The organism is Burkholderia sp. SCN-KJ (assembly GCF_024656005.1).
In the GTDB taxonomy this organism is placed as follows: domain Bacteria; phylum Pseudomonadota; class Gammaproteobacteria; order Burkholderiales; family Burkholderiaceae; genus Burkholderia.
In genome coordinates, this window is the sequence record NZ_JANKOG010000008.1 from 96,970 (window position 1) to 110,395 (window position 13,426).

General features: G+C 69.5%; 10 protein-coding genes. 3 read left to right on the plus strand and 7 right to left on the minus strand.

Features of this window, described 5'->3' with window-relative positions; translation table 11 throughout:
• Positions 1-15: 15 nt before the first annotated feature.
• The 3 genes from NQV17_RS15335 to dnaE form a co-directional block, all read right to left on the minus strand.
• The gene (locus NQV17_RS15335) at positions 16-1,194 is read right to left on the minus strand and encodes a glycosyltransferase family 9 protein (RefSeq protein WP_124487202.1); all 1,179 of its coding nucleotides are present in this window, start codon (positions 1,192-1,194) and stop codon (positions 16-18) included.
• Positions 1,195-1,405: 211 nt separating this feature from the next.
• Positions 1,406-2,500: a glycosyltransferase family 9 protein gene (locus tag NQV17_RS15340; RefSeq protein ID WP_257772895.1), complete on the minus strand. Its 1,095-nt coding sequence runs from the start codon at positions 2,498-2,500 to the stop codon at positions 1,406-1,408.
• 279 nt (positions 2,501-2,779) lie between these two features.
• On the minus strand, positions 2,780-6,313 hold the full coding sequence (dnaE, locus tag NQV17_RS15345; RefSeq protein ID WP_257772896.1) for a DNA polymerase III subunit alpha: 3,534 nt from the start codon (positions 6,311-6,313) through the stop codon (positions 2,780-2,782).
• Positions 6,314-6,536: 223 nt separating this feature from the next.
• Between dnaE and NQV17_RS15350 the strand changes: the two genes are divergently transcribed.
• The gene (locus NQV17_RS15350; RefSeq protein WP_257772897.1) at positions 6,537-7,391 is read left to right on the plus strand and encodes a sulfurtransferase; all 855 of its coding nucleotides are present in this window, start codon (positions 6,537-6,539) and stop codon (positions 7,389-7,391) included.
• A gap of 22 nt (positions 7,392-7,413) precedes the next feature.
• Entirely contained in the window at positions 7,414-8,307 is an 894-nt protein-coding gene (gene gluQRS, locus NQV17_RS15355) for a tRNA glutamyl-Q(34) synthetase GluQRS (RefSeq protein ID WP_257772898.1), read from the plus strand.
• A gap of 281 nt (positions 8,308-8,588) precedes the next feature.
• Here the strand turns inward: gluQRS and NQV17_RS15360 are convergent, their stop codons facing one another.
• The 4 genes from NQV17_RS15360 to purT all read right to left on the minus strand — a co-directional run bounded on the left by NQV17_RS15360 (position 8,589) and on the right by purT (position 12,490).
• On the minus strand, positions 8,589-10,139 hold the full coding sequence (locus NQV17_RS15360; protein ID WP_124572221.1) for a DEAD/DEAH box helicase: 1,551 nt from the start codon (positions 10,137-10,139) through the stop codon (positions 8,589-8,591).
• Between the two features lie 447 nt (positions 10,140-10,586).
• Entirely contained in the window at positions 10,587-10,970 is a 384-nt protein-coding gene (locus NQV17_RS15365; RefSeq protein ID WP_257772899.1) for an MliC family protein, read from the minus strand.
• 92 nt (positions 10,971-11,062) lie between these two features.
• Complete coding sequence (locus NQV17_RS15370) at positions 11,063-11,257, minus strand: DUF6726 family protein (protein WP_257772900.1); 195 nt, start codon at positions 11,255-11,257, stop codon at positions 11,063-11,065.
• A gap of 18 nt (positions 11,258-11,275) precedes the next feature.
• On the minus strand, positions 11,276-12,490 hold the full coding sequence (gene purT, locus NQV17_RS15375; RefSeq protein WP_257772901.1) for a formate-dependent phosphoribosylglycinamide formyltransferase: 1,215 nt from the start codon (positions 12,488-12,490) through the stop codon (positions 11,276-11,278).
• 226 nt (positions 12,491-12,716) lie between these two features.
• Between purT and NQV17_RS15380 the strand changes: the two genes are divergently transcribed.
• On the plus strand, positions 12,717-13,262 hold the full coding sequence (locus NQV17_RS15380; RefSeq protein ID WP_124487195.1) for an META domain-containing protein: 546 nt from the start codon (positions 12,717-12,719) through the stop codon (positions 13,260-13,262).
• Positions 13,263-13,426 lie beyond the last annotated feature (164 nt).

Sequence of the window (13,426 nt, forward strand, 5' to 3'; positions counted from 1 at the left end):
TACGGCTTTCGCGCGTCAGTCCGGGCGCGCGCGATGCAGTCGCGACGTATCGACAACCGCGTCGGCGGCGCCCGGCGGATTCAGTCCGAGCATCTCGGCGGCCGCCGCCTTCACACGCTGCGTGCCGAGATTGACGAGACAGTCGCTGTGGCTGTCGACATGGCGCTCGCAGCCTTCGTGCCGGCACGGCACGCAATCGCCCTCCCCCTGCAGCAGCCATACGTTGCCGTGCCGCGCGGAACCGCGCAGCGCCCACGGGTTCTCGGTCGCCGGCCAGTGCTGCGGCCACGGCCCCCAGCGCACCGGATCGGACGGACCGAACAGCGCGATCGTGTCGGTGCCCGTCGCGGCCGCAACGTGCGTCGCGCCCGTATCGGGCCCGATGAACAGCCGCGCGCGCCGCACCAGCTCCGCGCTTTCGCCGAACGTGAGGCGGCCGACCAGGTTCAGCACGTCGCCGCCCGCCTCGGCCGCGACCTGCTCCGCGTACTCGCGCTCGCGATCGGCCGGGCCGCCCGACAGCGCGATCGCAAACCCCTGCGCGCGCAGCCATTCGATCATCTCGACCCAGCCCTCGAGCCGCCACTGCTTGTAGCGGAACATCGGATACGGATGCAGCACGACGAGCGGCTTGCCGTCGCGGATCGCCGGCGATTCGGCGAGCCACGCGTCGAAACGCGCGCGCCGCGCGGGATCGTCGCCGATGCCCGGCGCGACCACCTCGGATACCGGCTCGATGCCGATCACCGGCGCGAGCGCAAGCGTGCTGACGACCGTATGCGCGGACTCGTGATGATTGATCGCGATGCCGTTCAGCATCATTCGAGTCAGCCACGTGACGCGGTTCGGATCGACGAGGCCGACGCGCTTGCGGCCGGCGAACCAGCTATAGAAGCGCGGCCGGTCGGAGCTCAGTGCCGCGCATGCGAGGTCGTAGCGGCGCCACATCGACAGCGCATCGCGCAGCCGCTCGCGGAACCCCGCGCGCTGCGCGACGACGATCACGCGCCGCACGTCGGGGTTGTGCTCGAGCACACCCTCGGTGCCGCGAAACACCAGCATGTCGATCTGCGCATCGGGCCAGCGCGCCTTCAGCGAACGCACGAGCGGCGTCGTCAGCAGCACGTCGCCGATACGGCGCGGGGCTGCGACGAGGATGGTTCGGGGCGGGCGGGCGGAAGAAAACAGGGCCACGGCGATCGTTCCGTCTAGCTGGCTGGACAAGGCTCGCAATGTACAGGATTTTGCGGCCGGTGGCGTGGCGTCGGGTGCGGGCGTCGGCGACATGCCGCGGTGGGCGGTGGGCGGTGGGCGGCGGGGCCTGCTACCGCCGCGCCGCCTGGCCCCCGTTTGCGCGTCCGATGACGGTGTGCCGGCAATGCAGGCGCCGCCGGCCTTCCGGGGGCTACGAAACGCTCGCGCCGACCGCGGGTGCCGCGAGCGTCGCGGCCGCAAGCGGCATCGCGCGCCCCATCGCGTCGTCGAGCTGTCCGGCCTGCGTCAACAGATGAAGCACCGCGCGCTCGAGCGCGTCGACGCCGATCGCGTCGACCGTCGCGCCGGCCCGCAGGATCATGTGCGGCACGCCGAGCGGATGCCAGCGCCGGTATTTCTCGGGACGATCCTCGAACAGCGCAGCGACCGGCACACCGAGCGCCGACGCGAGATGCACGGGGGCGCTGTCGGCCGACACGATCGCGTCGAGCAGGCTCGCGGCGGCCACCAGTTCGACGACCGACGACGGCGCGACATGCCGGGCGTTCACGTCCCGCCACGCATCGCGGTCGGCGTCGGCCTCGGCCGACACGGCGGAATCGCGGAACACGATCACGTCGGCGAACGGTGCGAGCCGCCGGCCGAGGTCGCGCCATCGCTCGGCCGGCCAGCGCCGCTCGGCCGCCTTGTTCGACACGAACAGCCCGACGCGCGGTTTCGTGCGCGGCCCGAGGAGCCGATACCACGCGTCCTGCAGCGCGCGGTCCGGGTGGACGGACAGCGCGAGACCGTCGAGATCGGCGCGGCCGAGTTCGGGCACGAGCCGGAATCCCGACAGCGCTTCATGGCACATCGGCCGCGACGCGACATGGTCGGGCTTGCGGTCGTCGAATTCGGAATCGGCATCGTGCCAGCGGCAATCCTTCACACCGAGCTGCCGCGCGAACCGGATGCTGCTGCGATGCATGCCGCCGTTCGGCACGACCACGAGGTCGAACCGCAGGCGGCGCAGCCGGCGCACGAGCCGCAGCCGGTCGAAGAACGCGCGCATCCGTCCGGGGCGGTCGTTGCGCTCGCACTGACGGCTGTACACATAGGTATGGACCGTGTGCACGTCCGGGTTGCCGACCAGCGCGGCCGCGTTGTAGCGGTTCGCGACCACGTGCAGCTCCTTGCCCGGCCAGCGCTGTTTCAGCGCGCCGAGAAAAGCGGTCGTGCACAGCATGTCGCCCAGAAAATCAATCCGGATCACGAGGATCCGCCCCGTCGGTTTCCCGTTGGCCATTGTGGTGGTCGTGCTATCGATTTTTTATCGTCGCGTATCGGTCGGCACCTGGCGTCCTGCGCCGTGCCGGGCTCGGCGCGTGGTCGCGCGCGGTACCGCGCCGCACCGGAGCACGCGCGCGATGTCGCCGCGGGCCGGCGCCGCATCCGCGTCGCGCGCGACGGATTGTATAGCGTCCGGGTGACAGCCCCAAGCACCCGCCCCAATGAAAACGGCCCGCCGCACCGCACGATGGCGATGCGACGGGCCGCGCCGGCAACGACCGTCCGGCGGGGACCGTCAGTACGTGATCTCGACGATGCTGCCGTCGAACGTCGCGCGCAACTCCGCGAGCAGCGTGTCGCTCGGCTTCACGCGCCACGCGTCGCCCAGACGCATTTCACCCTGCGCGCGCGCGTTGCTGTAGTGAACCTGGACCGCGAGCCCGTTCGGCAGCGGCGCCTGCGGGCGACGGCCGCCGTCGCGCCCGCCGCCGCGCGGCGCGGGCACCTCGACCGCGGGCGCAGCCGCCGGATCGTCCTTCGACACGTGCGGCTCGAGCACGCGGCGCAGCGCCGCCGCATCCGCGTTGCCGTTCATCGTGAGCCGCACCGCCTGCGCGTAGCGGCTGCGCGCGCGTTCGAGATCCATCACCGTGTCGGCCGTGAAGCGGATGCCGCCGGTGAACGCATCGTTGCGCGCCTGCCCCTGCACGATCAGCAGTTCGTCTTCCTTGAACAGCGCCTTGTTCGCCTCGAACTGCTCGTTGAAGATCGTGATCTCGCACTGGCCCGTGCCATCGTCGAGCAGCGCGATCAGCATCTTGCCGCGCTGGGTCATCTGCGTGCGCAGCGATGCGATGATGCCCGCGACGAGCTTGTCGCGCCCTTCCTTCAGGTCGCCGACCTTCTGCCGCACGAACCGGCGCACTTCGTCGCGATACGCGTCGAACAGGTGGCCGGACAGGTAGAAGCCGAGTGCGCCCTTCTCCTCCTGCAGGCGGCGCTTGTCGTCCCACGCGGGTTCGTCGACGAGCGCATGCGCGTGCGGCGACTCGGCGCCCATGTCGAACAGCCCGGCCTGCATCGCGTTCGCTTCGGCCTGGTCGGCCGCTTCCATCGCGAGCGGCACCGACGCAATCAGCTGCGCGCGGTTCGCGTTCAGCGAATCGAACGCGCCGGCGCGGATCAGCGCCTCGACCGTGCGGCGGTTGACGACGCGCCGGTCGATCCGCTCGCAGAAGTCGAACAGGTCGGTGAACGGCTTTTCGTCGCGGGCGCGCAGGATCTCCTCGATCGCGTTCTGGCCGCTGCCCTTCACCGCACCGAGACCGTAGCGGATCGTGCGCGAGCGCTTGCCGTCGGCTTCGGCGACCGGCTCGAACCGGTAATGCGATGCGTTGATGTCCGGCGGCAGCACGGCGAGGTTGTTCACGACGCAGTCGTCGTACAGGATCTTCACCTTGTCGGTGTCGTCCATCGCGAGCGTCATGTTGGCCGCCATGAATTCGGCCGGATGGTGCGCCTTCAGCCACGCGGTGTAATACGCGAGCAGCGCATAGGCGGCCGCGTGCGACTTGTTGAAGCCGTAGCCCGCGAACTTCTCCATCAAGTCGAAGATCTCGTCGGACTTCTCGCGCGTCAGGCCATTCTTCGCCGCACCCTCGGCGAAGATCTCGCGGTGCTTGGCCATCTCCTCGGGCTTCTTCTTGCCCATCGCTCGACGCAGCAGGTCGGCGCCGCCGAGCGAGTAGCCGCCGATGATCTGCGCCATCTGCATCACCTGCTCCTGATAGACCATGATGCCGTAGGTCTCTTTCAGGACGGGTTCGACGCGCGGATCCGGATAGTCGACCTTCTCGCGGCCGTGCTTCCGTGCGCAGAAGCTCGGGATCAGGTCCATCGGGCCCGGACGGTACAACGACACGAGCGCGATGATGTCCTCGAAGCGGTCGGGCTGCGCATCCTTCAGCATGCCCTGCATCCCGCGGCTTTCCAGCTGGAACACGGCGACCGTGTTGGCCTTCTTCAGGATCTGGAACGACGCCGGATCGTCGAGCGGCACCTGCGCGAGCGACCAGTCGGCCTTCGACGCATCGAGGCGGCGAATGTAGCGCTCGGCCCAGTCGAGGATCGTCAGCGTCGTGAGACCCAGAAAGTCGAACTTCACGAGGCCGACGGCTTCGACGTCGTCCTTGTCGTACTGGCTGACGACGCCGCCGTCGTCGCCCTGCGTGTACAGCGGGCAGAAATCGGTCAGCTTGCCGGGCGCGATCAGCACGCCGCCCGCGTGCATCCCGACGTTACGCGTCAGGCCCTCGACGCGCTGCGCGAGGTCGAGCAGCTGGTGCACTTCGTCCTCGTGGTCGTAGCGCTCCTGCAACTGCGGCTCTTCCTTCATCGCGTCGGCGATGGTCACGTGCTTGCCCGGCTTGAACGGGATCAGCTTCGCGACGCCGTCGGTGAACATGTAGCCGAGATCGAGCACGCGGCCGATATCGCGCACGGCCGCCTTCGCGGCCATCGTGCCGAAGGTGGCGATCTGCGACACGGCATCCGCGCCGTATTTTTCCTTCACGTACTGGATCACGCGATCGCGGCCGTGCTGGCAGAAGTCGATGTCGAAGTCGGGCATCGACACGCGTTCCGGATTCAGGAATCGCTCGAACAGCAGGTTGTAGCGCAGCGGGTCCAGATCGGTAATGCCGAGCGCGTACGCGACCAGCGAACCGGCACCCGAGCCGCGGCCCGGACCGACCGGCACGCCGTTGTTCTTCGCCCAGTTGATGAAGTCGGCCACGATCAGGAAGTAGCCCGGGAAGCCCATCTTCGTGATGGTCCCGCACTCGAATTCGAGCCGCTTGTAGTACGTGTCGCGCTGCGCGTCGCGCTCCGCCGCATCCGGATACAGCTGTTCGAGGCGCTTCTCGAGCCCCTCCTTCGACAGCTGGACGAGGTAATCGTCGAGCGACATGCCGTCCGGCGTCGGGAACAGCGGCAGCTTCGGCTTGCCGAGTTCGAGCTTCAGGTTGCAGCGCTTCGCGATCTCGACCGTGTTCGCGACCGCCGACGGCAGGTCGGCGAACAGCGCGACCATCTCGTCCTGCGTGCGGAAGTACTGATCGGTCGTGAAGCGCTTCTGGCGCCGCGGATTCGCGAGCATGTCGCCTTCCGAGATGCACACGCGCGCTTCGTGCGCGGTGAAATCGTCGTCGGTCATGAACTGCGTCGGATGCGTCGCGACGACCGGCAGCTTCAGCGACGCGGCGAGCGTCGCGGCCTGCTGGATGTACGCCTCGGCGCCCGGCTGGCCGTAACGCTGCAGCTCGATGTAGAAGCCGCCCGGGAACACCTTCGCCCAGCGCTCGGCGTGCCGGCGCGCGGCCTCCTCGTTACCGGCCGCGAACGCGAGCCCGATGTCGCCCTGCTGCGCGCCGGACAGCGCGAGCAGCCCTTGCGACAGCTCGCCGTCGAGCCAGCTCGCGTCGAGCTCCGCGCGGCCGCGGTACTGGTTCGTGAGCCACGCCTTCGACAGCAGCTCGCACAGGTTCAGGTAGCCGGTCTTGTCCTTCACCAGCAGCAGCAGGCGCGACGGTTTGTCGCGATCGTCCGGATTGGTGATCCAGACGTCGCAGCCGGCGATCGGCTTGATGCCCTTGCCGCGGGCTTCCTGGTAGAAACGGACGAGGCCGAACGCGTTGCCGAGATCGGTGAGGGCGAGCGCGCCCTGGCCGTCCGCGGCCGCCGCCTTGACGATGTCGTCGAGACGCACGATGCCGTCGGCAATCGAGAATTCGGAGTGAACGCGAAGATGGACGAAGCGGGGATCTGACATGGGCGTTATTGTAGCCGCGTCGCCGCGCAGGCTGCCCAAAAAATCCCCGCGCGCGGCCGTTCGGCCGATGCGCGCGATGCCGGCCGAACGGCCGGGTGCCGGCAGACGTGCAGTTTGCGGGATAATACGGGTTTTCGAATCACCGCCCCGGCTTCGCACCCTTTTTTTGCGGGGCCACCGTGCGCCCGCCGCACGGTCGCGGCCGTTTTCCCGTCGGACCATCATGACCATCGTCAACCTCGCCGCCTACCACTTCGTGTCGCTCGACGCGACCGAGCAATGGCGCCCGCTCGTCACCGCCCGCTGCAACGAACTCGGCCTGCGCGGCACGATCCTGCTCGCGCCGGAAGGCATCAACCTGTTCATCGCCGGCCCGCGCGACGCGACCGACGCTTTCATCGACTACCTCCGCCACGATCCGCTGTTCGAAGGCAAGTTCGCGACGCTGCAGTTCAAGGAGAGCCTGTCCGACTCGCAGCCGTTCCGCCGGATGCTCGTGCGCCTGAAGCGCGAGATCATCACGATGAAGAAGCCCGCGATCAAGCCGGAGCTCGGCCGCGCGCCGTCGGTCGACGCGCACACGCTGAAGGCGTGGCTCGACCGCGGCCACGACGACGCCGGCCGCCCGGTCGTGATGCTCGACACGCGCAACGCGTTCGAAGTGGACGTCGGCACGTTCGACGACGCGCTCGACTACCGGATCGACAAGTTCAGCGAGTTCCCGGAAGTGATCGACGCGAACCGCGCCGATCTCGAGGGCAAGACGGTCGTGTCGTTCTGCACCGGCGGCATCCGCTGCGAGAAGGCGGCGATCCACATGAAGGAAATCGGCATCGCGAACGTGTACCAGCTCGAGGGCGGGATCCTGAAGTACTTCGAGGAAGTCGGCGGCGCGCACTATCACGGCGACTGCTTCGTGTTCGACTACCGCACCGCGCTGAACCCGCAACTGCAGCCGACCGAGAACGTCACGTGCTTCGCGTGCCGCGCGGTCGTCACGCCGGAAGCCCAGCAAGCGCCGAGCTACGTGCCCGGCAAGTCGTGCCCGGCCTGCGCGCAGGCAGCCAGCGCCGCGTAAGCGCGCGTCGCACCGCGTCCCGATGAACGGCTACCGCGGCCGCTTCGCGCCGTCGCCCACCGGCCCGCTGCATTTCGGCTCGCTGGTCGGCGCGCTCGCGAGCTGGCTCGACGCGCGCGCGCACGGTGGCGCATGGCTCGTGCGCATCGAGGACATCGACGGCCCGCGCACGGTGCCCGGCGCCGCCGACGACATCCTCGCGACGCTCGCGCATTTCGGCATGACGCCCGACGAGCCGCCCGTGTGGCAAAGCACGCGCGAGGCCGACTATGCGGCCGCGCTCGAACGGCTCGTCGCCGCGGGGCTCGTCTATCCGTGCGGCTGCACGCGCAAGGAAATCGCCGATTCGCTGCGCGCCGCGCACGAGCGCCACACGACGCTCGCGTACCCGGGCACCTGCCGCACCGGCCTGCACGGCAAGCCCGCGCGCGCGTGGCGGCTGCGCGTGCCGGACGGCGACGCGGCGCTCGTCACGTTCGACGACCGCTGGCAGCACACGCAAGTGCAGAACCTCGCGACCGAGGTCGGCGATTTCGTGCTGAAGCGCGCCGACGGCCAATGGGCGTATCAGCTCGCGGTCGTGGTCGACGATGCCGACGCGGGCATCACGCACGTCGTGCGCGGCGCCGACCTGCTCGACTCGACCGCGCGCCAGATCTACCTGCAGCGCTGTCTCGGCGTGCCGACGCCGGCGTACCTGCACGTGCCCGTCGTCGTCGACGCGAACGGCGAAAAGCTCAGCAAGCAGACGGGCGCGACCGCGCTCGAGCGCGACGATCCGCTGCCGGCGCTGCGCGCCGCCGCCGCGCATCTCGGCCTGCGGGCCGATGGCGATCCGTCGATCGATACGCTCGATGCGTTCTACGCGGCCGCGACCGATGCGTGGGCGCGTCGCTTCGGGCCACGCGCCGGTTGAGGCGCTCGCGGGACACCCGTTCGTGTCGACCGCGTTCCTGCGTCCGTCAGCGGTGAGTCCGGTCGCATGCAAGCGTGATGGCAGCCTGAACGGAACGCCCGCCGGCGACACGGCATCGGACTAGTCCCGCAGGCTGCCCCGCCCCACGCGGCAAGTCGTCGCCCATCTCGCCCACTCCTTCACGAATCGTCTCGCCCAATGAAAAACGGGCACATGCTCATCGCATGCACCCGTTTCCGCGGCAGCGCTCGCGCGCCGCACCGACCGCCTGAACCGCCCGCTTACGCCGACGGCTTGCGCGGCATCCCGAAGCCGCCCAGCAACGCGGCGACCTGACGCTTCGGCCCCTTCTTCTCGGGCTGCTGCGCGGACTTCGTCTCTTCCGGCTGCTTCGCCGGCGCCGACGGTTCGTACGGCTTCAGGAAGAAGTCGTCGACCGGCGCCTCGTGGCGACGGTGATGGCCGCGCTCGGACCCGCCCGAACGACGCCCCGACGCGCCGCGATGCTCGTCGCGATCGCGACGGCTGCCGCGATCACCGCGCTCACTACGATCGCCCCCGCGCTCGCCGCCACGATCGTCGTGACGATGGCGCGCCGGCTTGTCGAGCGCGAGCGTCTGCACCTCGAGCGGACGCTTGATCAGTTTTTCGATATCGGCGAGCTGCTTGCGCTCGTTCGGGCTGCACAGCGACAGCGCATCGCCCGTCGCGCCCGCGCGGCCCGTGCGCCCGATCCGGTGCACGTAGTCTTCCGCGTTGAACGGCAGGTCGAAGTTGATCACGGCCGGCAGTTCGGCGATGTCGAGGCCGCGCGCGGCCACGTCGGTCGCGACCAGCGCCTCGATCTCGCCGCGCTTGAACGCGTCGAGGGCCTGCATCCGCTCGATCTGCGTCTTGTCGCCGTGGATCGCCGACGCGACCACGCCGTCGCGCTCGAGGTTGCGGGCCAGCCGGCTCGCGCCGATCTTGCTGTTGCAGAACACGATCACCTGCTTGAGCCCGCGATCGCGCAGCAGCTGCACGACGGCGGCCTGCTTGTCGCCTTCGGCGACGTCGTAGACGATCTGCGTGACGTTCGCGTTGGTCGAGTTGCTCCGCGCGACCTCGATCGTCTGCGGGTTGCGCAGGTAGGTCGATGCGAGCTTCTTGATTTCCGGCGAGAAGGTGGCCGAGAACAGCAACGTCTGGCGTTCCTTCGGCAGCAGGTTCAGGATGCGCTGCAGGTCCGGCAGGAAGCCCATGTCGAGCATCCGGTCGGCCTCGTCGAGCACGAGCATCTGCACCTGCCCGAGATTCGCGGTCTTCTGCTGCACGTGGTCGAGCAGGCGGCCCGGCGTCGCGATCAGAATCTCGACGCCGCGGCGCAACTCGGCCATCTGCGGGTTCATGTCGACGCCGCCGAACACGACCGCGCTGCGCAACGGCGTGTGCTTGCCGTACGCATGCACGTTCGCGGCGACCTGGTCGGCGAGCTCGCGGGTCGGCGTGAGGATCAGCGCGCGCACCGGGTGGCGCGCGGGCGATGCGCTCGTGTTGGCCTGCGGCAGCAGGCGCTGGAGGATCGGCAGCGAGAAGCTCGCGGTCTTGCCGGTGCCCGTTTGCGCGGCGCCCATGACGTCGCGGCCGGCGAGCACGACCGGAATGGCCTGCGCCTGGATCGGCGTCGGCGTCGTATAGCCCTGCTCCGCAATGGCTTTCAGGATATCGGCGGCAAGGCCGAATTGATCGAAGGTTGCGTCGACTGGCTTGGCGACAGAATCGGACATGGTGGCGTTTCGCTCAAAAGGCGCGGCGGGGACTTCGTGCGTCAGGCCGGCCGGGCCTGCGCTCATCACATTTCGGAAGTAGACGGAGCCGCGGCGCGCCGCGCGGCGCCGCTCTGGCGCTCGGGACCGGTTCAATTCGAACAGCGGGCGCCACAGGCCGTGCGGACTCCGTTCGGCGCGAATGCCGGCGGAAAGGGCCGTATTGTAGCACTGCGCAGCAATCTGTCCGTGACAACGCCGCGAACGGCCCCGGCGGCGGCCCGCGGCGTACGCCGGCAGGCCGCCGCGGGGCGGATGCGTCGTGCGATCGGGCTATCTCGATCGGCTGACGGTGGAAATACGGGGTCGAATCTCGGGCATCTGCCGCGGGGCAGCGGCCGCGAGGAATCAGCCGGCGGCCGGCGAGCGCGGGCGCCGCCGGCGCCACCTTCGGTCCGAGGTCGAATCCGGCGGCCCGGATCGATCATGGCAACCGGCACGCCCGCGCGGCGTAGCCGATCGCGCGCGCAACGTTCAACCCTTCTTCTTTTTCTTCTTCTCGACCTGCACGCAGTCGCCCAGCAGCGGTGCCGCGTTCTGGCCGGCGATCTCGTCGCGCAGCGTCCCTTCCTTGCCCTTCGTCCACCAGGTATAGCGTCCGGCCTGGTAACGCGCGCCCGACGCCGAAACGGTATCGACGAACAGCAGCTGCTGCCCGTTGACCGGCACCAGCGCGAAGCTCTGGCCGTTGCCCGCGCGCCAGTACGACACGCGTACCGGCTGCTTCTGGTTCGCGCACTGATAGAGGGTCTGCACGCGCGCATCGGCGTCGATCTCCTCGACGGTCAGTTGCGCGGCCTGCGCGACGGAAACGGCGGTGCCGGCCAGCGCGAGCGCGGCGAGGGTGTGGCGAATCATGCAGTTCCTCTCACGAGACGGGTGGAAGCGCGCCCTCGCGGGACGCGAGATTGTCGTTGGTTATGGTTGGCTACGGATCGAGGGTTCGCCCGTCAGGGATCGATGACGTCGGCGCACGCGTCGGTCGGCGCGGCCGCGACGTGGCCGACGAGCGGCACGATCTTCAGCCCGGCCGATGCGACCCGGCACGGCGCGGCCGCGAGGCCGCACCCAGCGAGACTCGCGACCAGCGCCAGCGCGGCGGCCAGCTTGCCGAGCCGTCCGATCCGCTGCCATGTCGACGCCATCGCGCTCTGCTGGTCCGGTCAGCGTGCCGACACGGGCCGCACGGCCGCCGCGGCGCGCTTCGCGCGTTCGCGGGCTTCGTCGACGGTCGCGCCGGTCGCGAGCGCGACGCCCATGCGCCGCTTCGCGAAGCTTTCCGGTTTGCCGAACAGGCGCAGGTCGGCGCCCGGCACGGCCAGCGCGTCGCGCACGCCCTCGAACGCGATACCGCGCTCGTCGAGCCCGCCGTAGATCACCGCGGACGCGGCCGGCGAACCGAGCGTCGGATCGACCGGCAACCCGAGAATCGCGCGCGCGTGCAGTTCGAACTCCGACTGGCGCTGCGACGCGAGCGTGACGAGGCCGGTGTCGTGCGGCCGCGGGCTCACCTCGGAGAACCAGACTTCGTCGCCGCGGACGAACAGCTCGACGCCGAACAGCCCACGCCCGCCGAGCGCCTCGGTCACCTTGTGCGCGATCTCGCGCGACTTTTCCAGCGCGACGGCGCTCATCGGCTGCGGCTGCCACGATTCGACGTAGTCGCCCGCCACCTGCACGTGCCCGACCGGCTCGCAGAAGTAGGTGCGCGTCTCGAGCGTCGCGGGGTCGATCGCGCGCACGGTCAGCTGCGTGATCTCGTAGTCGAAATCGACGAAGCCCTCGACGATCACGCGGCCGTGGTTCACGCGGCCGCCCGCCATCGCGTAGTCCCAGGCGGGCTTCACGTCGGCCTCGGTCCGCACGACCGACTGTCCCTTGCCCGACGACGACATCACCGGCTTCACGACGCACGGCATGCCGATCTTCGCGACGGCCGCGCTGAACGCGTCGAACGAATCGGCGAACGCGTACGGCGAAGTTGCCAGCCCGAGTTCCTCGGCCGCGAGACGGCGGATGCCTTCGCGGTTCATCGTGAGCTGCGTCGCGCGTGCGGTCGGGATCACCTCGGCGAGGCCGGCCGCCTCGATCGCCGCGAGCGCATCGGTCGCGATCGCCTCGATCTCCGGCACGATCAGGTGCGGACGCTCGGCCTCGACGACCGCGCGCAGCGCGGCGGCGTCGGTCATGTCGATCACGTGCGCGCGATGCGCGACCTGGTGGCCCGGTGCGTCCGGATAGCGGTCGACGGCGACGACTTCGACGCCGAGCCGCTGCAACGCGATGATGACTTCCTTGCCGAGTTCGCCCGCGCCGAGCAGCATGACGCGCGTGGCCGAGGGTGAGAGCGGCGTACCGAGCCGCTGACCGATCTGCATGTGATTTCCCGCTGGTTCTGTTGGAGGACGAAAACGGCTTCGATGTTAACACGCAGACCCGACGCACACCCGCGCCGGTCCGGCCGGTTTCGTCGCATCGCCCCCCGCCGCGCGAGGCTCGCGGGCGGATTGCGAACGTTTTCACGCGCGAAGTGTCGGCTCGCCTCGCGCGGGGCGGGTGCGTTACTCTTACGCCTTGATCAGAATCCGATGAGGAACGAGGCTCATGTCCCACCTGTCCGCCGCCGCACGTGCACGCACCGGCCTGCTTCGCCCGCTGCGCGCGCCGCTCTGCGCGTTGACGCTTGCCACGCTTCTCGCCGCCTGCGCGATGCCGACCCACCCCGATTCCGCCGCCCCCGCACCCGACCCGTACAACCCCGCCGCCGTCCAATTGCTCGACGACACGAGCTGGGAGCTCACGAGCTGGGTGAACGCCGACGGCACGCCGCGCACGATTCCGCACGGCGACAACGGCGAGCCGATCAAGCTCGCGCTGTCCACCGAAGCGGGCGTCCGACGCGCCAGCGGCTTTTCGGGCTGCAACCGCTATACGGGAACCTATGCGCTGAAGAACGGCCTGCTGAGCTTCGGGCCGCTCGCCGGCACGCGCATGGCATGCACGAACACGCTCGGCGGCCAGCTCGAGCACGCGTACCTCGATGCGCTCGCGCACATCGGGAAGACCGGCGTGCAGATGCGCGAGCCGCAGCAATTGCAGATCGTGACCGAAGCCGGCGCGACGCTGACCTTCACGCGCCGGAGCCCCTGATGCAGCGCGCGGGCGAAGGCCGATCGGCCGCCTTCGCCGCGCGCGGATCCCGGACGCATGCGTCCCGCGGCCTGGAAGCGCTTCTGCGCTTTCAGGCTGCCTTAGAGTCCTGTTCGTCGGCCGGTTAAACTCGGCGGGTCGCGCACCGCGCTCCCCGCCCTCTT